This window comes from Nocardia sp. NPDC003345 (assembly GCF_053589395.1).
Genome location: NZ_JBSFRU010000063.1, coordinates 1 through 22,827, shown reverse-complemented (window position 1 = coordinate 22,827; position 22,827 = coordinate 1). Strand labels below are relative to the sequence as shown.

Annotated in this window: 22 protein-coding genes and 1 pseudogene; 3 read left to right on the top strand and 20 right to left on the bottom strand. The window is 67.8% G+C overall.

Going from position 1 to position 22,827, the window contains the following annotated elements:
- Nucleotides 1–297 (top strand): annotated as a pseudogene (locus tag ACWDU1_RS10400) (hypothetical protein); the annotation flags it as partial.
- Nucleotides 298–368: 71 nt separating this feature from the next.
- Here ACWDU1_RS10400 and ACWDU1_RS10395 read toward each other — a convergent pair.
- From ACWDU1_RS10395 to ACWDU1_RS10370, 6 genes are all read right to left on the bottom strand, one after another.
- Nucleotides 369–722 carry a hypothetical protein gene (locus tag ACWDU1_RS10395; protein ID WP_449997406.1) on the bottom strand — a complete coding sequence of 118 codons (354 nt, stop codon included), beginning with the start codon at nucleotides 720–722 and terminating at the stop codon, nucleotides 369–371.
- Between the two features lie 229 nt (nucleotides 723–951).
- Nucleotides 952–1,176 (bottom strand): hypothetical protein, encoded by a 225-nt coding sequence (locus ACWDU1_RS10390; RefSeq protein ID WP_449997404.1) that lies wholly within the window; start codon nucleotides 1,174–1,176, stop codon nucleotides 952–954.
- A gap of 184 nt (nucleotides 1,177–1,360) precedes the next feature.
- Nucleotides 1,361–1,819: a GNAT family N-acetyltransferase gene (locus ACWDU1_RS10385; protein ID WP_449997403.1), complete on the bottom strand. Its 459-nt coding sequence runs from the start codon at nucleotides 1,817–1,819 to the stop codon at nucleotides 1,361–1,363.
- 130 nt (nucleotides 1,820–1,949) lie between these two features.
- Nucleotides 1,950–2,888 (bottom strand): RNA polymerase sigma-70 factor, encoded by a 939-nt coding sequence (locus ACWDU1_RS10380; protein WP_449997401.1) that lies wholly within the window; start codon nucleotides 2,886–2,888, stop codon nucleotides 1,950–1,952.
- Between the two features lie 111 nt (nucleotides 2,889–2,999).
- Nucleotides 3,000–4,181 (bottom strand): NAD(P)/FAD-dependent oxidoreductase, encoded by a 1,182-nt coding sequence (locus tag ACWDU1_RS10375; RefSeq protein WP_449997399.1) that lies wholly within the window; start codon nucleotides 4,179–4,181, stop codon nucleotides 3,000–3,002.
- Between the two features lie 134 nt (nucleotides 4,182–4,315).
- Nucleotides 4,316–5,191, bottom strand: a complete 876-nt coding sequence (locus tag ACWDU1_RS10370; RefSeq protein WP_449997397.1) for an alpha/beta fold hydrolase — start codon at nucleotides 5,189–5,191, stop codon at nucleotides 4,316–4,318.
- 113 nt (nucleotides 5,192–5,304) lie between these two features.
- Here ACWDU1_RS10370 and ACWDU1_RS10365 point away from each other — a divergent pair, with 113 nt between their 5' ends.
- Nucleotides 5,305–6,840, top strand: coding sequence for an ATP-dependent DNA ligase (locus tag ACWDU1_RS10365; RefSeq protein ID WP_449997396.1), 1,536 nt, complete (start codon nucleotides 5,305–5,307; stop codon nucleotides 6,838–6,840).
- 10 nt (nucleotides 6,841–6,850) lie between these two features.
- On the opposite strand, the gene ACWDU1_RS10360 is transcribed toward ACWDU1_RS10365, so the two are convergent.
- From ACWDU1_RS10360 to ACWDU1_RS10340, 5 genes are all read right to left on the bottom strand, one after another.
- Nucleotides 6,851–7,129, bottom strand: a complete 279-nt coding sequence (locus tag ACWDU1_RS10360; RefSeq protein WP_449997395.1) for a cytochrome C oxidase subunit IV family protein — start codon at nucleotides 7,127–7,129, stop codon at nucleotides 6,851–6,853.
- A gap of 6 nt (nucleotides 7,130–7,135) precedes the next feature.
- On the bottom strand, nucleotides 7,136–7,747 hold the full coding sequence (locus ACWDU1_RS10355; RefSeq protein WP_449997393.1) for a cytochrome c oxidase subunit 3: 612 nt from the start codon (nucleotides 7,745–7,747) through the stop codon (nucleotides 7,136–7,138).
- A 40-nt stretch (nucleotides 7,748–7,787) separates the two neighbouring features.
- The gene (locus tag ACWDU1_RS10350; protein ID WP_449997408.1) at nucleotides 7,788–8,546 is read right to left on the bottom strand and encodes a hypothetical protein; all 759 of its coding nucleotides are present in this window, start codon (nucleotides 8,544–8,546) and stop codon (nucleotides 7,788–7,790) included.
- 2 nt (nucleotides 8,547–8,548) lie between these two features.
- Nucleotides 8,549–9,289, bottom strand: coding sequence for a hypothetical protein (locus tag ACWDU1_RS10345; RefSeq protein ID WP_449997391.1), 741 nt, complete (start codon nucleotides 9,287–9,289; stop codon nucleotides 8,549–8,551).
- A 275-nt stretch (nucleotides 9,290–9,564) separates the two neighbouring features.
- Nucleotides 9,565–10,122, bottom strand: coding sequence for a TetR/AcrR family transcriptional regulator (locus ACWDU1_RS10340; RefSeq protein ID WP_449997390.1), 558 nt, complete (start codon nucleotides 10,120–10,122; stop codon nucleotides 9,565–9,567).
- Nucleotides 10,123–10,558: 436 nt separating this feature from the next.
- On the opposite strand from ACWDU1_RS10340, the gene ACWDU1_RS10335 reads away from it, so the two are divergent.
- Entirely contained in the window at nucleotides 10,559–11,452 is an 894-nt protein-coding gene (locus ACWDU1_RS10335) for an alpha/beta fold hydrolase (RefSeq protein WP_449997389.1), read from the top strand.
- On the opposite strand, the gene ACWDU1_RS10330 is transcribed toward ACWDU1_RS10335, so the two are convergent.
- The 9 genes from ACWDU1_RS10330 to ACWDU1_RS10290 all read right to left on the bottom strand — a co-directional run bounded on the left by ACWDU1_RS10330 (nucleotide 11,412) and on the right by ACWDU1_RS10290 (nucleotide 22,391).
- On the bottom strand, nucleotides 11,412–12,818 hold the full coding sequence (locus tag ACWDU1_RS10330; protein WP_449997387.1) for a UDP-N-acetylmuramoyl-tripeptide--D-alanyl-D-alanine ligase: 1,407 nt from the start codon (nucleotides 12,816–12,818) through the stop codon (nucleotides 11,412–11,414). The two genes, ACWDU1_RS10335 and ACWDU1_RS10330, sit on opposite strands and share 41 nt — an antisense overlap.
- A gap of 67 nt (nucleotides 12,819–12,885) precedes the next feature.
- Entirely contained in the window at nucleotides 12,886–13,794 is a 909-nt protein-coding gene (locus ACWDU1_RS10325) for a cutinase family protein (RefSeq protein ID WP_449997386.1), read from the bottom strand.
- 251 nt (nucleotides 13,795–14,045) lie between these two features.
- The gene (locus ACWDU1_RS10320) at nucleotides 14,046–15,293 is read right to left on the bottom strand and encodes an oxygenase MpaB family protein (protein WP_449997384.1); all 1,248 of its coding nucleotides are present in this window, start codon (nucleotides 15,291–15,293) and stop codon (nucleotides 14,046–14,048) included.
- Between the two features lie 313 nt (nucleotides 15,294–15,606).
- Complete coding sequence (locus ACWDU1_RS10315; RefSeq protein WP_449997383.1) at nucleotides 15,607–17,340, bottom strand: CocE/NonD family hydrolase; 1,734 nt, start codon at nucleotides 17,338–17,340, stop codon at nucleotides 15,607–15,609.
- A 23-nt stretch (nucleotides 17,341–17,363) separates the two neighbouring features.
- Nucleotides 17,364–18,305, bottom strand: coding sequence for an MBL fold metallo-hydrolase (locus ACWDU1_RS10310; RefSeq protein ID WP_449997381.1), 942 nt, complete (start codon nucleotides 18,303–18,305; stop codon nucleotides 17,364–17,366).
- Entirely contained in the window at nucleotides 18,302–19,234 is a 933-nt protein-coding gene (locus ACWDU1_RS10305) for an alpha/beta hydrolase (protein WP_449997379.1), read from the bottom strand. The genes ACWDU1_RS10310 and ACWDU1_RS10305 overlap by 4 nt, the downstream gene beginning before the upstream one ends.
- Before the next feature lie 12 nt (nucleotides 19,235–19,246).
- Nucleotides 19,247–20,371: an FAD-dependent oxidoreductase gene (locus ACWDU1_RS10300; protein ID WP_449997378.1), complete on the bottom strand. Its 1,125-nt coding sequence runs from the start codon at nucleotides 20,369–20,371 to the stop codon at nucleotides 19,247–19,249.
- A gap of 43 nt (nucleotides 20,372–20,414) precedes the next feature.
- The gene (locus tag ACWDU1_RS10295) at nucleotides 20,415–21,368 is read right to left on the bottom strand and encodes a phosphotriesterase family protein (RefSeq protein WP_449997377.1); all 954 of its coding nucleotides are present in this window, start codon (nucleotides 21,366–21,368) and stop codon (nucleotides 20,415–20,417) included.
- A 39-nt stretch (nucleotides 21,369–21,407) separates the two neighbouring features.
- Nucleotides 21,408–22,391, bottom strand: a complete 984-nt coding sequence (locus ACWDU1_RS10290; protein ID WP_449997375.1) for a phosphotriesterase family protein — start codon at nucleotides 22,389–22,391, stop codon at nucleotides 21,408–21,410.
- Nucleotides 22,392–22,827 lie beyond the last annotated feature (436 nt).

Sequence of the window (22,827 nt, the reverse complement as noted above, 5' to 3'; positions counted from 1 at the left end):
CCCGCGCCGATCGCCGAGATCGTGCGCTTCTCCTACGGCGACGCCACCGGGCGGATCTTCCTGATCGCCGCCGGCGCGACGGTGGTCGCGCTCATCGCCGCGGCCCTGCTGCCCAACCGGCCGCTGCGCCGGACGATCGATATCGAGTCCGACGCGGAAACCGAAGCGGCGGCCGAGCGGACCGGGGACGTGGGACTGCCGGGCGGCGACGCGGGCCTGGCGCAGCCCCGGGTTCCGGACGATCTGGCCGAACTCGACGAAGAAGCGACCCTGCGGGCAGGTTCGGCCCGCACCTGAACGGTCACACGACAACGCCCGCCGCAGGCCACACCGGCCCGTGGCGGGCGTTCTGTCCCACTAGCGCGTCACTACACCCAGAGCGCCGCGATCAGCACATTCACGATCGCCAGCCCACCCGCGGCATCCGACATCCACGCCACCGGCTCCTTGCCCCGTTTGGCATCGGACCGCGCCATTTCCGCGAACGCGGCGACGAGCACCGAGATGACGAGTTTGATTCCGATCTTGACCATATTCAGGTCCTTGTCGAGCGAGGACAGCGATTCGGCCATCCCCACCAGGACCACTCCGCTGATGATCTGCGCACGCGCACCCCAGACCATCACCTCGTTGACCACCGGCCGTCCGGCGGCCCAGCCACCGACCACGGCCGCCATACCGAGCAGGTGGGTGACGACCACGACGTTGTAGACGAAATCCATGAAACCAGACGCTACTCGAAAAGCGGCACGTCTACTACATAGAGTCGTAAACTGGGGGCGTCATGTCGCGAGAGAACCCGGAGAGCGAACGCGCGTCCAAGTGGCTCGAAAGGATTCGACCGGGGTGAGCCGGTGCGCGCTCGCCGCGGCCACGAGCCCGACCGGCGCCGCCCGCCCAGGTGGGCAGACGGCGCCGGTTGCCGACACCAGGCGATCGGCTCCCGAGTCGCTACTGCCCGACGTCGGGCTCCAATTTGTAGGTGCCATACCCGTCTTCGACGCAGACGGCTTCCTTGCCATACATCTGCCGGAAGCTGTCCTTGCCCGTGGTCATGCACTCCTGGTACGACATGCCGCCGCCCTGGGCAGCAGCGGTACCGGCGGTCCAGACAGCACCGGCCATTGCGCCGGTGACCAGGACGCTCATCGCGAAACCATAAGCGGTGCGCTTCATCACGTAAATCCTCTTCTCGGTCTCGGAATCCGGACCGGGTCCGGATCTCGTTCGTACACACTTTGGACGGCACAACCCGGCAATCGGTTCCTCGGTTCAGAAAATTCTCTGCACCGTGCGGAACATGTCGGTCGGATAGCACGCGATCGAACTGTGGACGTTATTTCGCCCGCTGGGCCGGTGCTCAAGGCCGCAAGGCCTTGTCCAGGTACATGGAGGACACGGTGTAGCCCCGGCTGCGGTAGAGCGCGATGGCTGCCGCGTTGTCACCGTTGACATTCAATCCGAGCCGGGTCGCACCTTGTGCGGTGAGCAGTTCCTCCGCCGCGGTGAGGATGGCGGATCCGTAGCCGCGGCGGCGGAAGGGTTCGAATACGTAGATGTCGTAGAGCCACGCGGCCCGCTCGGTGCCGGTCGCCGCGTTCGGGTCGGGGCCGATCCAGAGGTCACCGACGGCCTGTTCCGCCGAACCGTGCGCGACCAGGAGTTGATGTCCCGGGGTATCGAGACCGTCCGGGAGATAGAGCGCCGCACCCTCGCGAACCTTCTTCCGTGCCAGGTCCTCCGACATGAAACGAGTGAGTTCGCGAACCGCTTCCAGTTCACGGTGCGCGGTGGCGTCGTCGAACTGCTCGGGCGTCATTTTTCTCAGCGTGACGTGGTGCCGTCCATACCACCATCTTGATCGGGGGTGCCGGATATCGGTACCGAGTTTCGACCGTCGTGCGTCGCACCGGCCGCCGCGGCACCGCCGCTCGGCCGGCCGGAGGCAGTTACCGGTCATCGGTGCCACGGTGCCGTTCCGCCGCAGCGGCCCAGCCACTCAGTCCACCGAGTTTCTCGGGGTTGACCTGGAATCGGAGGTTCTGGATACGGCTGTCGAGCAGGTCGTAGGTCATGGCACCCACGGCTCGGTCGCCCAGCACGACCAGCAGGCCGAGTTCGCCGTTGATCGTGGCCGGCACCAGCCGGGCTCCCGCCGAGCCGGGCTTCGCCATGGCGCCGAGCATCCAGCGGGCGACGTGGTCCGGCCCGTACAGCGGCCGCCGGGCCGCGGTGACCTTACCGCCGCCGTCGTTCCACAAGGTCACGTCCGGGGCGAGTAGTTCCATCAGCGCGTTGACGTCACCGCCGTGGGCGGCGTCCAGGAACTGCTGCGTGACCTGCCGGCGCCGGACGATATCGGCATCGTGACGCGGCCGCCGGGACCGGACGTGATTGCGGGCGCGATGGGCGATCTGACGGACGGTGACCTCGGGCTTGTCGATATACCCGGCGATCTCGGCGTGGGAGTATCCGAACACCTCACGGAGTACGAATACCGCGCGTTCGACCGGGCTCAGGGTTTCCATCACGACCAGCATGGCGGTCGAGATATTGTCGGCCATCTCGGTCTCCTCGGCGGCATTCGGTGTGGTGAGTACGGGTTCGGGAAGCCAGGGGCCGAGGTAGGTCTCACGGGTGGCCGCGGCGCGAGTGAGCCGGTTCAGCGACAGGTTGGTCACGGTGCGCACCAGGTACGCCTTCGGATGTGTCACCGCGGCCCGGTCGATCTCGTGCCATTTCAGCCAGGCATCCTGCAGCACGTCCTCGGTATCGGCGACGCTGCCCAGCATCCGGTAGGCGGTACCGAAAAGCAGGCGCCGGTGTTCGGCGAAGGGGTCCACGCCGGACGGCGCCGAGGGGCCGGGTTCTTCCTTGTCGTATGACATGACCTCACGCTTTCCGTACACGGATATCGGCGGTCCGGGAGCCCGCCGCGCCGGCATCAGCGACGCGGCGGCCGCCCGGGACGCGGTGACGGGACCCCGTCCCCGCGATGGTCATACAGCGCTCTCGGTCGCGCGTCCACCTTTGGACAGCGTGACCGAGACGTTCATCTTCCTACTCAGCCGGAACATCGGTACCGGGCTGCCACTGACGGTCTCCTTGTAGAAGACCGCGGCGCGCCCCTTCAGGTACCAGCGCCGCGGACTGTCGTCGGCGTGCGTGAACTGGATGACGGCGTCGCGGCGGCCCAGGCTCACCGGCTGATGGAAGTAGCCGAACCGGAAGGGCGCGACCTTCTTGTCACGCAGCCGCCGAGTGACGGCATCGGCGACATAGGCGGCGGTGGGCAGGCCGCTCTGACAGGTCCCGTGGATCCGGCCCCAGGCCATCTCCACCGCCGCCGCGTCGCCGATCGCGTAGATATCGGGATGCGATACCGATCGCAGGGTGGCATCGGTGAGCACCGAACCGCCCGGATCGGTGGCGATTCCCGATGCCGCCGCCAGCGCCGGTACCCGCACCCCGGCCGTCCAGAGCGTGAGATCCGACGCCACCACCTCGCTGTCGGCCATCCGGACCCCGTCGGGCAGTACCTTCGCCACCTGAACCCCGACCTTGCGGACGACGCCCAGCCGGTCCAGCGCCCGGTTCAGATGGGCGCGGGCGCGCACGCCCATCATCGCACCGGGCTCGGCCGAGGCGATCAGCGTAACGGTGAGGCCCGGATGTCCTTCGGCGATCTCGGTGGCCGCCTCGATACCGGTGAGACCGCCGCCGACCACCGTGACGGCACCGCCGCGGCCTGCGAGTTCGGTCAGATGTTGCGAGAAGCGGCGGGCCCGGCGCGGATCGTTCAGCGTCCAGGCGTTGTCGGCCGCGCCGGGCACCCTCGAGGTATCCGTGGCACTTCCGAGGGCGTAGATCAGGGTGTCGTAGGCGAGGACGATGCCGTCGTCGAGCGTCACGCGACGCGCGACGGGGTCGATGGCGGTGGCCCTGGCCCGGCGGAATTCGACTCCGGTCCGCCCGAGCAGTTCGGGGATCCGGTGGTCGGCCAGCGACTGCCCGGCGGCGACCTGGTGCATACGCAGCCGCTCGGTGAACCGGTCCGACGGGTTGACCAATGTGATCCGCACGTTCAGCTTGCGAGTCCGGTGGGCCAGCCGCTCGGTGGCGAGCATTCCGGCGTAGCCGGCGCCCAAGACTACGATATGGCGGTTTCCGGTGGCGTTCATGGCGTTCTCCTGCGGTCTCGGTGGGCGGGGTCGAGGATTGGACAGAACAGGCGCACCGAACGTGACAGCACCTCTATGTGATCTGGATCACCATCGCCGGAGGGTGGCGGACGTTGGCCTCCGGCGCGCTTCTCCTATCTCGAATCCCACTGGGCGAGAGCCGTGCGCAGCGTCGCGACCAGCGGCAGCGGCTGATCCATCATCGGATGGTGACCGGCGGCGGCCAATTCGACGACCGTCGCCGGATGTTTGAACGACCCCGCTATCTCCGCCGCCGTCCCGCGCTCGACCAGACCGAGCTCGCACCGGATATACAGCGCACGGGTATCCACTGCCCGCAGCAGGCCGGGGACATCGACGCGCTCCTGTTCGAGCCGTTTGCGGAACATATCGGGATCGAATTTCCAGATCCACCCGTCCTCGGTGCGACGCACCGATTCCTCCGCCACATGCCGGGCCACATAGGGCAGTACGGTGTCCTGCGCGGGTTCGGTGCGGAAGCGGGCGCAGATCTCGTCCCTGGTCGGGTATGCCTTCGGCTTGCGAGCGAGTTGCCGGATGATCGTCTCCTCGGGCGGCTCCCGGAACATCGGGGAGTCGATGATCACCAGACCCGCGACCGAATCTCCGTGCCGGGCGCCGACCGCCGCGGTCACCACTCCACCCATACTGTGCCCGACGATGTACGGCCGGCCCGCTATGCCCCCGGCCCCGGCCGCCGCCATGACCTCGTCCGCCCACCCGTCCAGCGGGTAGGCCGAACGTACGGCGCTGTCGCCGTGGCCGGACAGATCGAGCGCTACCACCCGATATGTGGTGGCGAGCAGCGGTGCGATGTGATCCCACCAGCCCGAATGCGCCGAACCGCCGTGCACCAGAACGACGCCGGGGCCGCCGGCCGGACCCCAGCAGCGCAGGTGGATCGGACTCCCGGCGCATTCCGTCTCGCGATGCTCCGGTACCGCCGCGACGGCCGCCGTGAACCATTCCGGTACCGCAGCAGCGGACATACCTGTCACCATTACTTTCGACTCCCTCGCAGCGGACCCACCGATCGACCATATCCACCGGTGGCCCGGTCGCGGTCGTTGCCCGGGGCAGCGGCGCATGCCAGGCTGGTGCCATGCTGTTCGCCGCGGTCGCCGCCACATCCGCCGAGGTCGCGGCGACGTCGGCGCGGCTGGCGAAAACCGGCCACCTCGCCGCACTGCTCGAACGCGTCGCCGAACCCGGCGATGCCCGGCTGGTCACGGTGGTCGCGTCCTGGCTGTCGGGGGAACTCCCGCAACGCCAGATCGGCGTGGGCTGGGCGGCGCTGCGGTCGCTACCGCCACCGGCGCCCACCGCGACGCTCACCGTCGCCGACGTGGACACCGCGTTCACCCGGATCGGCGCGGTCGCCGGAAAGGGGTCGCGCGCGGCGCGCGCCAGACTGCTGCACGACCTGTTCGCCACCGCGTCCGAACCCGAACAGGTCTTTCTCCGCCGGCTGCTCAGCGGCGAATTGCGCCAGGGCGCCCTGGCCGGAGTGCTCACCGACGCGATCGCCGAGGCATCCGGCATTCCCGCCGCCGAAGTACGACGCGCGGCCATGCTGGCCGGCGCCCCGCCCGCCGTCGCGGCCGCCGCCCTCACCGGCGGACGGCCCGCGCTGGCCGAGTTCCGGCTTCGGGCCGGGCGTCCGGTGGGCCCCATGCTCGCCCAGACCGCCGACGGCGTCGCCGACGCGCTGCGGCGGCTCGGTGGCACCGCAGTTCTCGAGGCAAAACTCGACGGCGCCCGGGTGCAGATCCACCGCGCGGGTGCCGAGGTCTCGATCTTCACCCGGAGCCTCGACGAGGTCACCGGCCGGTTGCCCGAGGTCGTGGCGGCCACTCTCGCCCTACCGGCCACCGATCTGATCGCCGACGCGGAGGCCATCGCGTTACGCCCCGACGGCCGGCCGGATCGCTTCCAGGTCACCGCCGCCCGGTTCGGCCGTCGCGATCCGGCCGATCTGGAGCCGCTTTCGGTATTCTTCTTCGACCTGCTGCATCTGGACGGCAGGGATCTGCTGGATCTGCCGGCCCGGGAGCGGCTCGCCGCCCTCGACACCCTCGTTCCCGCCGACCGGCGGGTCGACCGTCTGGTGACTGCCGACGCCGCAGCGGCACAGGAGTTCCTGGACCGCACCCTGGCCGCCGGGCACGAGGGCGTGATGGCCAAATCACCGTCGGCGCCCTACGAGGCCGGGCGCCGCGGGGCAGGCTGGCTCAAGGTCAAACCCGTGCACACCCTGGACCTGGTTGTTCTCGCCGTCGAATGGGGTTCGGGCCGGCGCACCGGCAAACTGTCGAATATCCACCTGGGCGCCCGCGATCCCGACACCGGCGAGTTCGTGATGCTGGGCAAGACCTTCAAAGGGATGACCGACGCGATGCTGGAGTGGCAGACCCGCCGCTTCACCGAGATCGCCGACGGCCCGACCGACGGATATGTGGTGCGGCTGCGACCGGAACAGGTCGTCGAGATCGCCTTCGACGGGGTTCAGAGCTCCACCCGCTATCCCGGCGGTATGGCACTCCGGTTCGCCCGCGTGGTGCGATATCGCGACGACAAAACACCCGCCGAGGCCGATACCGTCGGCACAGTGCGCCGGTTCTACGAGCGCGGTGGGTGAAGGCCCGGCGCTACCACAGGTAGATTCCGAGGACCGTGCCCCACAGCACGACCAGCCACAGATCGGTGGCGATCCGCAGCCGGCGCGGCGCGGCGCGGACCTCCATGAAGTATCCGATGATCAAACGGCCTTTCAGCGCCCCCAGCGCGACGACCGCGGTCGTGATCGGGATACTGGCCGAAACCGGTGCATCGCCGTGTCCCGGGGCGAGTACCCAGGACAGCAGGGTGACGGCGCAGAGCAGTAGCCACACCACGGTGGTGGCCCGCTCAGTCACGAATCGGGTCATGCTGATTCACCTCATCACGTAGAGCAGGGCGAAGATGACGATCCACAGCAGATCGACCATATGCCAGTAGACCGCCCCGGATTCCGCAACCGTCGTGCGCCGGCGCCGCGGGTCACGCAGTTCCCGGACCACGACCGCGAGGATCAGCAGTCCCAGGGCGACATGGAACAGGTGGATCCCGGTGAGCATGTAATAGAAGGTGAAGAATTCGCTCGCGGAGAACGTATGGCCGCCGGTTGCTTCGGTGAACCATTCGTAGGCCTTGATCCCCATGAATGCCACCCCGAGCCCGGCGCCCGCGTAGATCAGGCGCAGCGCCCGGTCGAACGCTCCCGCCCGGGTCGCGTGCACGCTGCGGGCGACGAACCACGAACTGGTGAGCAGCACCAGCGTGTTGAGGGTGCCCAGGTCGAGGTTCAGGTATTGCTGGGCGGCCAGGAATTCCCGCGGGGCCATGGCGCGGTGCACCATGAAGATGACGAAGTACGCGCCGAATATCAGCAGGTCGCCGAGCACCATCACCCACATGTGCCCGTCACCGGGCAGCGGGTTCCGGCGCTCGGCGGCGGGCTCGCCGGGTTCGGTATCGGTGGTCGCGGCGTGGTCGATCTCGGTCATCGCGAACACCTCTCGTGCGGGCCGGTCGCGGCGGCGCGGTTCATGGCAGCGGGGCTTCGTCGGCGGGCTGCATCTGCCCGGCCTTGCGCAGGAAGGTGATGACACACATCAACCAGAACCCGAAGACGACGGTGCCCATCCAGAACGAGATCGACCCGTTCCAGGCGAACGGACCGGCAGTGGAGACGAACACCGGCGTGGCCAGTACTTCGGTGACGATCTGCCAGATGGTCACGTATCCCAGCCATTTCGGGAAGATCTCGTTGCGGTCGTAGAAGATCGCCAGGGCGAATCCGAAATACGCGGTGACGAAACAACCGAGCGATCCCACGTAGGAGAGCAGACCGAGATCGTAGAGCAGCGCCAGGAGTTCGGGGTCGCGGTCTTCGCGGAACACCGCGACCAGGAAGCAGAACGCCACCAGCAGGCATCCGGGCAGGGCACCGACGGCCATACCGGCCAAATAGATGTAGGCGCCCACCGAGCCCGCCGACATCCGCTTCATGTGGTACACGACGATCCCGTTCGATACCCCCGCGCCGCCGACGATGAGCAGGAGTACGGCGAAACCTATTTTGATGGTGAGGGAATGCGTATCGAAGAATTCCGCGATATATCCCGGGTCCGTATCCGGCCGGGGCGGCGGCATGACCCGGGCGAGCAGCACGAAGATCAGGCCGAAGGCGGTATAGAACACGGGCACTATCGCGAAGCACAGCCAGACATCTCTTTTCCCGGCCGGTCGCACAGTCTTCCGTATGGCCCGGTCCGCCGGTGTGCCCGGTGCGGGTATCGACATTCTCATCGCGGCGCCGCCGCACCGGCCTGCCTGCGCAGAGTCGACCGCAAGACGATGAACATCACCGCGACGAACACCGCGAACGCGCCGTTGCGCAGCCAGAACGAGATAGCGCCGTCCCAGGCCAGCGGGCCACTGGTGACCACCGCCGCCGCGGTGGCCGGGGCCATCGCGACCGCGGTGCCGACCGCGATATGCCCCACCCAGCGCGGGAATATCCTCCGCTCCCCGGTATCGAAATAGATCGCCGCGGCCAGCAGCAGATTCTGCGCGACCAGGATGCCCACCGGCGCGATGAAGATGATCCAGGCCATATCGTTGAGCAGCAGCACGAGTTCCGGAGAGCGGCCGGGCCGGAAAGCGGCCACCAGATAGAAGATATCGGCCAGGGCGAAAATGGTCGCACCGCTCACCGTCGCGGTCAGGTAGCAATAGGCGAAGACGTGGCTCTGCCCGGCCATACGTTTCAGCTGCGCCACTATGACCATGAAGAACGGAATGAGCATGATTCCACAGAGATTGAAGGTGATCATGCTGAACCGGATCGCCGCCCGATGATCGGCATAGAAGTCCGCGACCTGCTGCGCCGGCAGCTCCGGGGACAGCGGTGGAAAGAAACCGGGGAAGGCGGCGAACGCGATGATCAGGACCACTCCGGCCGCTGGGCCGGTCCACACGCAGATCGATTGGATCTCGAGATCGGTATCGGATTTCGATCGCCCGGTATCGGCAAGCGCCTGCATCGCACCTCGATTCACTCGGATCGGCGTCGGCGGCCCGGGTTCCCGGGTCCTGCGGGCGAACGCAGGCTATCTAGCCGATCGGCTAGATAGAAGGTTAGGGCACCCGCTCGGGCTTGTCGACCCCGGACGTGCTCTCCCCCACAACCGATCACCCTCCCGCCACCCTGCCCACCCGTCGATCGGCGCGCAGCAGAATCTGGGAACCTTCGGTTACTTATCGTGGCGGCTGGATATAACCTGTGAAATCACATGTTCCGGGCCGGAATTTCGACGGGTCAACAATTCTCGCCTTTCAACCCGCACTGAATCAATTTCCATGATTCGTCGGCGACCGCTCGCCGCCTGGATGCGGCGGTTTTGGTGAGCAGCGCCGCGACCAGCCCGACCGCGAGCAGTAGATCGTCGGGGGTGGTACCGGGACGGAAGGTATTCGCCCCGTCGGCCAATTTGGCGGCGAGCAGTGCCCGCACCCGCGATTCCGCAGCGACGTGGGCGGGGTCGACACGGTCGGGACGAAGGGTGGACACGAAGGCAGTGCACTCGACCAGCTGATCGAACATGGCGGCGAGCAGGTCCTCGAGCGTGCAGTCCGGGCGTGCGGCGATGCGCTCCAATACCTGGATATCCTCGTCGAAGACCGCCTGGATCAGAGCTTCCCGGCCCGGGAAGTGCCGGTACAGCACGGCCGGACTCACACCGGCGGCGGTCGAGATGGACGACATCGGGGCCGCCGCGCCGCATCTGGAGAACACCCGGCGCGCGGCCATCAGGATGGCGGCGCGGTTCTCCGCGGCCGCCGCGGGCCCTCTATTGACGCGATGGGGTGAATTCACCCGAACTACGGTATCAACCGGAGTAGTTATTCCGGTAGGTGATGAGGAGATACTTCGGGAAATCGTCGAGCGTTCGATCACCTAGCAAGACGATTACCGGAGAGAAAGGCCGCCCGGCATCGGAGCGGGTAACGGAAACCCCGACCTCGAAGCCGTCGATCCGGCGTCCAGCTACCGGAACCACGGGTCACATTACGCGATCCGGCCGCTACCCCGGCAGCGGTGGACGGCCGTTCGCCGCCATCCGGAACGTATCGGCGCCGCATTGCCGCCGGACAGCACGTTTCTGGAAGCGGACACTCACCAGCGCCCGCCATGCTTGCACAGCACAACGGCGACGGAACACGGGTAGGTGTGACCCTCTCGTGGCGCTTCCCGGCCGTCCCGACCGAATTACCGACGGGCGCTCTCCCGCGCCATCCGAAAGGAACCCGTGATGAGCGTTGTCACCGAACTCGGCGAATCGAACGCCGTGCACCTGCCGCAGGGCACCATCCGAAGCTTCGAACGCGGACAGGGTGAGCCGGTGATGTTCGTTCACGGCCTGTACGCCAACGCGGCCGCATGGCGGAAAGTCGTTCCACTACTGGCCGGTTCGTACCGGTGTATCACTGTCGACTGGCCTTTCGGAGGACACCGGATTCCGATGGCTCCCGACGCGGACCTGACCCCGCTGGGAATCGCCTACACCGTGGCGGATGTCATCGAGACGCTCGGCCTCTCCGATGTGACCCTGGTCGGCAACGACGGGGGTGGAATGCTCTCCCAGCTCGTCGTGACGCACCGGCCCGAACGAATCGCCAGACTGGTACTGACCCCGTGCGATGCCTACGAGAACTTCCCGCCACCACTGTTCCGCTATCTGTGCTCGATGGCGCGGATTCCGGGGGCAGGGACATTGACGGGCCGAGTCCTGCGGCGCACCACGGTTCGCCACACCTGCGCACGCTCGCGGCTGGGATTCGGCGGCCTGACCCACAACCCGATCAGCGGCGAGTTGATCGACCACTACCTGCACGGACTCACACACGATCCCGGGGTCCTTCGAGACGGTCTCAAATTTCTGCGCGCGGTGGACAACAAGTACACGATCGATGCCGCCGCACGTTTCCGGTCGGCCGGACTTCCGGTTCTCGTCGCGTGGGCCGAACAGGACCGCTTCTTCCCGTTCGAGCACGCGAAACGGCTCGCCACAGACTTTCCGGACGCCCGCCTCGAATCGATTGCCGACTCGCTGACCTGGGTAGCCGAGGATCAGCCCGCGCGCACAGCCGAACTGATCGACCAATTCATCGGCGCGACACCACTGCGCGCGGAAAGGCCGTGCTGATCAGTTCGGCGGCGGTGTCGAACAACCGGGTCGAGTGGGCGCCCTTGACCAAGATGACCTGGCCGTCACTTCGATGGTCGCGCAGCAACTCCAGTGCTTCGCCATTGGATTCGACGTGAGCCGTCCGCGCGGTCCCGGCGGCGCGGGCCGCGGCGGCCATGGCCTCGGCGTACACGCCGCCGACCGCGATCAGTGTGTCGATACCCAGTTCGGCGGTGTAGCGGCCGATCTCGGCGTGCACGGATGCCGCCGTCTCGCCCAGTTCACGCATCTCACCGAGTACCGCGACCGAGGGACGGCCGGTGGCGGCGATGGTCGCGAGCGAGCGCAGTGCCGCGCTGACGCTCTCGGGACTCGCGTTGAACGCGTCGTTGATGACGGTGACCCCATCGGGGCATTCGGTGACCTCCATGCGAGCCCCCGAAGTCGGCGTGGCTTCACTCAGAGCCTGGGCCACCACGGCCAAAGGCACTCCCACGACCAAGGCGAGTGCGGCGGCGGCCAAAGCGTTGACGAGATGATGTTCACCGACCACCCGCAATGCCACCGCCGCGGTATCGGTGCCATGACGCAGGGTGAACCCGGCCCGCGCCGCGGTGTCGACCACGATGTCCTCGGCGCGCACGTCGGCGTCCGCGCCGGTGCCGAACCACAGCACCCGGCCGGCGGTATGGCCGGCCATTGCCGCGACCAGCGGGTCGTCGGCGTTGAGGACCGCGGTCCCGGCCGTATCGAGTGCCTCGATGATCTCCCGTTTGGCCACGGCGATGGCCTCTTTGGTGCCGAACTCGCCCACGTGCGCGGTCCCGATGCCCAGAACCGCCGCGACCGACGGGCGCACGATCGTGGTCAGGTGCTCGATATGGCCTTTGCCGCGGGCGCCCATTTCCAAGACCAGGAAATCGGTATCGGGTCGAGCCCGCAGCACGGTGTGGGGGAAGCCGATCTCGTTGTTGAACGAGCGCTGCGTCGCGACGACCCGGCCGTGGCGGGCCAGGATCTGGGTGAGCAGGTCCTTGGTGGAGGTCTTTCCCGCCGAACCGGTGATCGCCAGCACCGTGCCGGTGTAGCGGGCGGCGACAGTGCGGGCCATCTCGGTCATCGCGGTCACCACATCGTCGACGACGACCGTCGGCACCCCGGTCGGCCGGGTGGCCAGCACCGCGACCGCCCCGGAACCGACAGCCTGCGCCGCGAAGTCGTGTCCGTCGACCCGGTCTCCCGGCAGGCAGGCGAACAGTCCGCCCGCCTCGACCTCGCGGGAATCGATCGCGACGGGCGCGGTCACCGGGGCGTCGGGGTCACCGACCGCGTCGAGACGACCTCCGGCGGCCACGGCGATCTCGGTCAGAGTCATGGGGATCATCGGTTCAATCTCTCATCCTCGGACTACGGATCCGGAGAGGACGTGCATTGTCGATGCGATCCCGCATTCACGAACGGATGGCCGCGACGAGGCGTTGACGCAGCCAGGTCAGCGGTGTGGCGCCACTCGGGTCGATGGGGTAGCTCGGGTAGCTCTGGTGCGCACCGGATTTCAGGAAGTCCCCGATCTGCTGCCGTCGTTGCTGGTAGGCCGAGGGGGTGAGTTCGTCGGTCAGCGATCCCAGACCGCCGGCCTCCAGCGCGTCACCGAAGATATCGGCCATCTGCTGCTGATAGGAGCCGACGGCGGCCGGGTCGGGGTTGGACAACTGCACCGCGAAACCGGCTATGCGCCCGGCGATATCACTATCGGGCATCGTGCAGTAGAGATCCCCGGTCGCACAGAAGGTGTAGGTGAGCGGGGACAGTAGGCCGAACCCGCCCAGGCGCGGGCCGGCAGCTCCCGCACCCGGTACCGGTGGGCCGATGAGGACGTCGGTGGGTGAGCGGCGCGGATCGGCGATCAGCCCGACCAGGACGACGCGGTGTGCGGGCACCACCCCCAGCCCGGTGCCGATCTCCGCGGCCAGATCGCCGGCCGCGTCGGCGCCCTGGCTGTAGCCGAGGACCGCGAAGCCGGTGGCCGGGCAGCTCTGCGCCATCCCGGCGACCAGGCCGCGCGCTCCGGCGAGTGCCTCCCCCTTCGACCGCCCGTAGACCTCTCCCTCCCAGGGAAAGGCGGTGGCGGCGTAGCGGACGTAGTCGACCCGCACGTTGCCGGGCAGATCATCGGCGATCAGGGCCAGCATGCCCTTGCCGGGGTTGGAATGGGAGGTCTCCCAGGTGCCGGGGACCGCTACTACGTACAGGTCCGGGCAGGACTGCGGTTGTGCTCCGGCATCCCCGGCGCGGACCCCCACCCCGGTGGACATCAGGGCGAGCAGGCAGGCGGCGGTGATCTTCCATCGTGTGAACATCGGTACTCCGGCTCGTCCGGCGGCCGGATATCCGGTGCCGGAGGTTCATTCGAAGGCTTGTGCGCCGGACTGCGGGCCCGAGGCCGCGGCCGGGCGCGCGGCATCGCCGGACGTTCCGGGTAATCGGGCGCCGCGGCGGGATCCGCGGCCCGGCCGGACCCGGGCCCGCGAAGCCGTAGGTGTTTCGTACCGGCAGGGCAGCACCGGCACCGGGAACCCGAGTCCGGGTTCCCGGTGCCGGGCGCAGCGGGTCAGCGCGGGGGTTGGCTCATATCCCGGTTCGCCGTGGGCAGTTCGATGCTGATCGGCATCCGGAGTTCGGCCAGGTACCAGAGGGCGAACTGACGCAGGAACTCGTCGAAGAGCCAGTACGCCTCCTGCATCGGCGGCGCGAGGGTCAGCATGCCTTCGCGGACGGCGATGAACGGGCCCCAGCTGAACCGGAGCAGCGGATCCCAGACCGGCTCCCGCGGGATCGCCAGCCCGTCGGCGATATTGTCGCCGAGCAGGAAGCGGGTGAAGGAACCGAGTACGCCCTTGCTCAGGATCGCCAGATCGAGGTTGGTGCCCAGTCGCAGCAGCCGGTCGGCGAGCTTCACACCCTCCGGCGTCGGCATCAGGATCGGGTCCAGCACCTGGGCCGCCTGCGCGTTCGCCTGGTCCCACGAGTTGGGGATGTATTCGTCCCGGACGCCGAGCATATGCGCGGCGACCTGCCACGAATGCAGGAAGGCCTCCGACTCGTGCGCCGGGATCGGCACCTTCCACGCGGTGAGATGGCGCATCACGGTGGTGGGCAGGCTGTGCCAGGTCACCATGATGTCGTTCTGGCTGATGGGGATGTCCTCGTCGGCCGAGCCCACCCAGTGCGGCGACTGCGGCAGCAGATGCCGCACCGCGGCATGCACCAGACGCGTCTTCACACAGGTCACGACCATTTCGCCATCGGGCCCGTAGGCATTGCCGTTGCCGATGTCGTAGCCGAGTTTCGCGGTCTTGGAGATCCGGTCCTTCAGATCCTGGCCGCCCTTGGAGTAATAGACCGACCGCGCCTCCTTCGGAATGACCGTGCTCATCATTCCGCTGGCCAGGCCGTAGAGGACACCGAGGTAGAGGCCGCGCTTCTTGTTGAAGTCGACCGCGGTCGCGAGCTTGGCGTTGTCCGCCCAGGACGGCATCTGCCGGGCGTACTCCATGAAATCGCGCAGGTCCTGGGGCAGGCCCGCCGGCAGCGGCTGGCCGTTGCGGGTCCAGGTGCGCAGCAGATCGTTGACGCGCCCGGCCTCGCCCCGATCCAGGATCGAGGCCACCAACTGGTCGGCTTCGGGGTCCCACACACCCATCGGGTCGGCTCCGGCCCCACTGCCGGCCACCGACCCCTGCGGCGACCAGGACCACGGCTGCGCCCGGCCCGCCGACGCTCCCGCCAACACCAAAGCACCCGCGGCACCGGCGACCCCACCGGCCCGCAATGCGTCCCGCCTGCTCAATCCATCCATCTGGCCACTCCTCGTTGAGTTCGATCACCGCCCCGACACGGTGAAATCGCGTCCTCCAGAGGTCGAAGAACTGTGATTAACTTATCAGCTGTACCAGACAGTTGTCTATGGTTTGGCGACCCCGGGCGGGCCGAATGCCGCCTTCACCTGCAAACCGCATGAATAGGACGAGTGCGTCGGACCCCGCCAAGCAACGTGGATTGACAGCTGCGATCATGTAATGCACGTCACCGGACCGCGCGAACGCACAATCCTCGAACTGACAAGAATCACAGGTTACATATCCGGTCCCGCCCACGGGGCCCGACACCGCTCATCGCGGCCCGCCGGGCACTCCCGAGGTGAAGGGCAGGACGAGCCGGGACGGGTGCCCGGCATCCCGGTAGATCTTGTGGGTGACGGGGCGGCCCACCGGCAGATGGAAGGCGTCGGGTGGCAGCAGCGCGTTGTGCGCGTCCTGCAACGGCTCGTTGCAGGACAGTTCGGCCGTCACCCGGTGGCCCGGCCGCAGGGTCGCGGCGAAGGGGTAGAGGCGCACCACGTACTCCTGGACCGTCCCGGGCTCGACCGGGACCGCCCGGGTATGCGGATGATAGGGGTCGCCCTCGGTGGTACGCGGATCCAGCTCGCGGTGGGAGGCCTTGAGGTATCCCGAGGTGAGCAGCTGTCGGCCGCCCTGCGGGTTCTCGTCCCACAGCCGCAGGATGAAATTTGTATCCTCCTGGTCGATCTCGGCGAACAGATGCGCGGCGCCGGTGCCGATCAGTTCGGCCGGCTCCTCGAACGGCGAGGTGGACCAGCGCAGGATCTCCACCTCGTCGGTGACGGTCAGCGGCGCCTGATAGAACCCGTCGGGCGCGGCGTAACGGGCATCCATCGGTTCGGGGTCGGGGGTGAGCCGGCCGCGCGGCCGCAGATACAGGGCCCGGTACCCGATCTCCCTGGGTGGCCACTGATCCGCGGTCACGCGTTCCCGGGAGCCCTCGACGAAGACCGAGATGGCCGGTTCGTCCATGATGCCGTTGTCGATACCCTTGATCCAGTAGTCGTACCAGCGCAACATCGTGTCGTGCTCTTCGACGAAGGGCCGCGATTGCATGGGCGGATACGCGCCGATCGCCAGTTTCTTCGGTCCCCGCAGCCGGGTGAAGAGCTCTATGGTGCCGTCCACCGTCCAGCCGCGGCCCTGATCGATCTGCAGGTAGACCGGAATATCGATATTCGGGGCGAGCGTGACGGGATTGCGTTCCTCGTACCATTCGCCGTCCAGCTCGTTCATCACGATGTCGAACCAGGCCTCGTGATGCTTCGGGTAGTGGAGTACGTGCACCAGATTGGGCCACGCGGCCACGTCGGGATCCGCGAGCCGGGCGGCCACGCGCCGGCGGACCTCGTCTGCCGAGAAGGTTTCCAGCATCCGGGATTTCACCGCGTCGGTGAACGCCCATCCGGAATCGCCGCCGCGCCCCTCTCGCGCGGCCCGGGGCATGAACCACATGATGCCACCGTGGTAGGTGGTCTCGTAGAAGTCGTAATGGCCACCGGATACGAAGATGGCCCTCAGATGCGGGGGGCGTTCGGCCGCGGCCAGCACCTGCACGGACCCGAAATAGGAGATACCGATCATGCCGACATTGCCGTCACACCAGGGCTGCCCGGCGACCCATTCGATGAAGTCGTAGGCGTCGCGCCCCAGCGAGACCCCGCCCGCGTTGTAGTTGCCGATATGGTCGCCCTCGGATCCGCCGGACCCACGCAGGTCACCGATCACGTGCACGTATCCCTCGCCGACGACGCGGGCGATGTCACCGGCCTCGATACAGCCGTCCCACATCGGGCTGGGCCTGCGCTGCGGCGGGGTGGTCAGCGCGAGCGCCTGCAACTCCTTGCCGTAGGGGCTCAACGCGACCAGCGCGGGTCGCGGGATATCGGAATCCCCGTGGTACGCGTCGGCGACGAGTTCGATCCCGTCGCGCATCGGTATCCGCAGATCCTTACGGATGTGGATGGTCTGACCACCGGCGTCGAAAGTGGCGAACTCGGCCATGGGGCTGCGACTCCTGTTCTGTATCAGTGCTTATCACCGAAGCGCGTGCGATAGCCGTGCATCGAGGTGAAGAACGGCGACGGTTCGAGGGTGGGATCGCCGTCGTATCCCAGTTCCGCGGCGGCGCTCGCGAACGGCGAGTAGACCGAATCCGTGACGGGCAGCCCCGCGCACAGGCACCGGTGCGCGGCCGCCCGCAGCCGGCCTTCGATCTCGAGGCTCTCGTCCAGCGCCTCGCGTGCCCGCTCGCTGTCGAGTTCGACGCCGAGCGGCTCGCCGTTCGCGCGGCGGTACGGATGCCCCAGGTACAGCCGCCGGGGCCGGATCTCGTCACGCAGGTATCGCACGCTCGCGCGATAGCCGTCCGGATCGCGGAAGCCCGGGAAGCCGTTGGCGGCGCCGTGAATCTGCACGGCGTCGCCGGCGAACACGTCGTTCTGCCCATCCAGCACATAGGCCACCGAACCCGGCGTGTGGCCCGGCAGATGGTGCACGGACACCGTGATACCGCCCCCCAGGCCCAGGGTCTCACCACCTCGAACCCGCATCGAGGGCTCCATCTCGCCCGAGATGACCGCGTTCGCCGCCCGGGTCTGTGCGTCCACACCGGCCCGGGCGTCGAGGTACTGTCCGCGGCCGGTGAGGTATTCGTCGATATGGGCGCGCCGCGACCGCAGCATGGGCGCGTCGGCCTCGTGGATCACGACTTTCGCGCGCCTGCCGGTCGATTCCCACAGAGCATGCGCCCCGCCGATATGATCGATATGGCCGTGGGTCAGCAGAATCCAGCGCACGTCGGCGATATCGCGTCCGAGATCCGCCAGCGCCGGTGCCATCCCCGCCGCGGGGGACGAGGCGATACCGGTGTCGACGATGGCGGGTTCGGGCGCATCGATGAAGAAACTGTAGAGGCCGAACCGGCCCCACGGCGAGAAGAGCGGATGGATCCGCACCTCGCCGTTCATCGGATATCCCCGCGTTCCAGGAATGCCGCGGCTTCCCGGTACACCGTGCGGTATTCGGGCAGCCACGAGAAGTTCTGCACGAAACCGTGGTTCGCGCCCGGGTAACGAACCACGGTCACCGGTACCCCCGCCTGCCGCAGCCGCGCACCGTAGAGTTCGCCCTCGTCACGCATCGGGTCGAATTCGGCGGTGACGATCAGCGCGGGCGGCAGGCCGGTGAGATCGGCGCGGGCGATCGGCGAGACGAGCGGGTCGGCCGGGTCGGCGCCACTGCCGGTATAGAAGGAGTTGAAGGGTTTCAGCGCGGCGGTCTCCAGGCCGTATCCACGCGCGTTCTCCCGCATGGACCGATAGCGTTCCGGGTCGAAGTCCAGGTCGAGGGACGGATAGAACAGGATCTGACGGGTGATGCCGCCGAAGCCGTCGTCGTGGGCCAGCGCCGTTACCGAGGCGACCATCCCACCGCCCGAGCTGTCACCGGCCAGCCCGAGCGCGATACCGTTCCAGCGCAGTCGCGCGGCATTGTCCGCGATCCAGCGGACAACCCCGTAGCAATCCCGCAGACCCGCGGGATACGCGGCTTCGGGCGCCCGGCGGTAGCCGACCGAGACCACCCGGTAACCGGTCTCCTTCGCCAGTTCCCGGGCGATGTGGTCGTGGGTGTCGAGGCTGCCGAGGAAGAAGGCACCGCCGTGGAGGTAGACGAGGATTCCGTAGGAAACCGCCTCATCCGGTGTGTAGATCCGGATCGGGACCGCACCGGCCGCGGTCGGCGCGACCATATCCTCGACCGCGTGCAACGGCAGGCGCTCCTCGACCGGCGGGACCCGGGCCGCTTCGGCGGCGCGCAGCGCGGCCGGATCCGGCGGTCCCTCGGGCGGCACCGGCGATTCCGCTATAACGCGGGCGATCTCGGGATGCAGTGGCATATCGGTGACTCCTTATTCCGCGGCGGACCGTACGGTGGTCCGCTGGCCGGGAAAGACCTCCTCGACCTCGTCCTCGGTCCAGCCCTGCCGTGAGATGCGCTGCAGTTCATCGGTGACCGGTTTCCGGATCGCCTGATAGATCTCCAACGCCGCCGGCACCGAATCGGCCGCACGCAGCGCGTCGGCGAGGGCTCCGGCGTCCAGGATCGCCGAGTTCGCACCCTGGCCCTGGTGGTGCAGCATCGAATGCGCCGCATCGCCCACCAGCACCACGGAGTCGGAATGCCAGGTGGCGATCGGGTCGATGTCGTAGACGGCGCGCACATTCACCGCGTCGCGGTCGAGTTCACGCGCGATGGTCACGATCCGCTCGTCGAAGCCGCGGACGGTGGCGGCGATATCGTCCGAGGTCACCTCCGGCGCCCAGGTGGGGTCCGGGGACAGGGCGGTGATATCGAACGACACCTGGCCGCGGTGCCGCAGCGGCAGGAGATAGACCTTCGTCCCCCGGCCGATATACATCCGGAGGTTGTCGTCGACGACCAATCCATACGCGGCGGCGGCCGGGATCACGGCCCGGTAGGCGTGCTCACCGGAGAACACCGGCTCCGCGGCGCTGAAGAGCTGCCGGCGCACCACGGATTTGATGCCGTCCGCACCGACCACCAGATCGGCTTCGACGGTCTTTCCGTTGGTGAACGTCAGTACGGAACGGGCACCGCGATCCTCGACCGTTTCCAGGGTGTGACCGAGCCGCACCATACCCGCGGGCAGCACACCCAGCAGCGCGTCGATGAAGTCGCCGCGGTGGATGAGATGGGTCCGGGTCGGCTCGCCGAATTCGTGTACCCCCGGCCATTCTTCGCGCATGATGTGCTCGCCGGCGGCGGTGCGGATCTCGAAGTAGTCGCTGGGCGAGCTCACCGATGCGACGGCATCGAAGATCCCCCACTGCCGGAATCGCTGCATCGTGGCGGGCCGCAGGCCGATTCCGGCACCGACCTCCCGGACCGCGGTGGCCCGTTCGAACACTCCGATATCCGCGCCGAGCGCGCTCAGTGCCTTCGCGGCCGCCGCACCGGCGTAGCCCGCGCCGACGATCGCGATCTTCAGTTTCGACAGGTCCGAGGCTTGCATGGTTCTTCTCTTTCGACGGGCGCGGCATCCGCGCCGGGGCGGCTCAGGCCTGGATGGCCAGGAAATCGGCGGGGTTGTCCACGAACAGCGTGGTGATGGTGGCCTCGTCGACACCGGCCGCCCGGAGATCGGGGATGAGGTCTTCGAACAGGTAGTTCACGGTGTGACCCTCGACCCCGGGCCAGCCCAGCGGACTGCAGTTGGCATCGGCGGAGGCGAGTGCCTTGCCGAGATGTCCCTGACCGAGGAAGCGCAGGAAGTGATCCAGGCGCTCCTTGCGCGGCCTGGCCCAGAACGGGGGATCGGCAAGCTCGGTCTCGTAGCCGAAGGTGTCGAATCCGACCCGGCCGCCCTGTTCGGCGATCCAGGTGTCGCGGGTCTTCTCCGCGTTCACGCCGTCGTCGGCGTGCCCGAACAGCACCCGGTCCAGCGGGAGACCTTCCTCGTGGAAGATCGCGATCGCGTTCTCGGCGTCGATCGCCAGATGGGTCAGGATGGGCACGCCGGTGGTCAGCGCGGCCCGGGCCGCCGCCCGGTAGATGCGCTTGTCCAGCTCGGTCATCCGGCCGCCGCGGCTCACCCCGACCTTGATGACCCCGGCGCGGCCGCCGGTGCCCCCGATACCGACGGTGATCTCGTGGACGAACTGCCGGGTCAGGTAGTCGACGGTGGCCCGCTCGAAATAGGGCAGCGCGGTATCACCGCCGACGAATCCGGTGCAGGCCACGATGTGCACGCCGGTCTTGGCCGACAGCGACCGGTAGTAATCGATATCGCGGCCGTTGCAGATCCCGGTGACATCGACGAATGTCCCGCCGCCGTACTCGTGGAATTGCCGCAGTTTCGGCACCGTCTCCGCGTACCGCTGCTCCGGGCTCTTCCACCATGTCGTATCCAGTTCGGATCCGGGCATGCCGTACCCGATGTGCTCGTGGACGGCCACGAATCCCAATTCTTCGGCCGGGATCGCGCCCAGCACCGTGTTCACTTTCGACACACCACTCACCTTCGACAACGGAATGAGACGTTTCCGGGTTCAGCGGACCGACAGCAGTTCACGCGGGTTGTCCACGAGGATCCGCGCGATATCGGCCTCGCCGAGTCCTGCGGCCCGGAGCCGCGGGACGAACACCGACAGGACGTACCCGAAGGCGGTACCGCGAGCCGGACCTCCCTTCGCGACCCCGGTCGCGTTACCGGACAACAGGATCCGATCCAGGTGCCCTGCCTCGGCCAGATCGAGCACCAGCGCCGCTCGATCGCTGTCACCGACAGGCCCGTCGCCCTCGGTTCCGATATGGTCGAGCGCCACATAGGCACCGCGACGCGCGACCTCGTGCGCGGCACCGGTGGCCAGCGCGTCCGCGCGGTCGAGCCCACCGACGACCACCCGGCCGGCCGGTAGTTCTTCGTCGAGTACGACCTCGAGGTCGGGCGCGGCCGCGGCGCCGTAGCGGATCGACAGCGGCACTCCGGTTTCCAGCGCGGCCCGCGCGGCACCCCGGAACAGGCTTTCGTCGGTCGCTGTCATTCCCGCCCGGGTCGCGGTGACGGCGACCAGCCCCGCGGCACCGCGCCGCTCTACGCGCGGCACCACCATGCCCTGGGTGATCTCCGCGGTGAACAGCTCCGCGAATCTGTCCGCCGGCCACGGCGTGGGCGGGTCGGTCTGCGGGGTGCGGAAGTAGCCGCCGAGCAGTTCCTCCGGGCCCATACCGGTGGACGCGACGATATGGACGCCGGTGGCCCGGGACAGCGATTCGTACAGGCGCACGTCGCGCCCGTGGAACATTCCGAAGCTGTCGACGATCGTGCCGCCGCCCTGTTCACGGAAGTCCAGTAGTTCCGCGGCGAGCGATTCGAAGATCTCGGCGCGGTCGAACGGGATATCGAAGGCGTACTCCGCCCCGGGAACCACCGACAGCAGGGCCTCGTGCACAGCGACGACACCGAGCTCATCCGCGGGAACTGGGCCGAGCACCGTGTTCACGGTGCGCGCGGCAGACCGATCGCCGTCCACAGGCAATTCCTTTCGATTCCGGCGTATCCACGCCGATGTGTTCCGGGCGTCGGCCTCGCGCTCCGATGGCGCCTCCGGCTCCGGGCCCGCAGTCCGGACACGGTGACCGTGGTCACGCTGTCCCGATGAACCGTCCCATATTCGCTTACATCATGTCAAGTGAGTAATCTTTATGTAAAGCCAACTGGGGGTGCCGACGACCGATCCGACCCGCTAAGTCGCGTCGGCATCCATCGGTTCGGCCGCTGTGCTGGCTATCGTCGGTGCCCATGGGCTCCCCCACCGACCACGTATCGGACCGGCTCGACCGCGGCGTCATCGTCACCGGGCTGGTGATCGTGTCCGGCATGATCATGGTGGTTCTCGATACGACGATCGTGAACGTCGCGCTGGACTCGCTCAGCAGCGAACTCGACGCGACCCTGTCGACGACCCA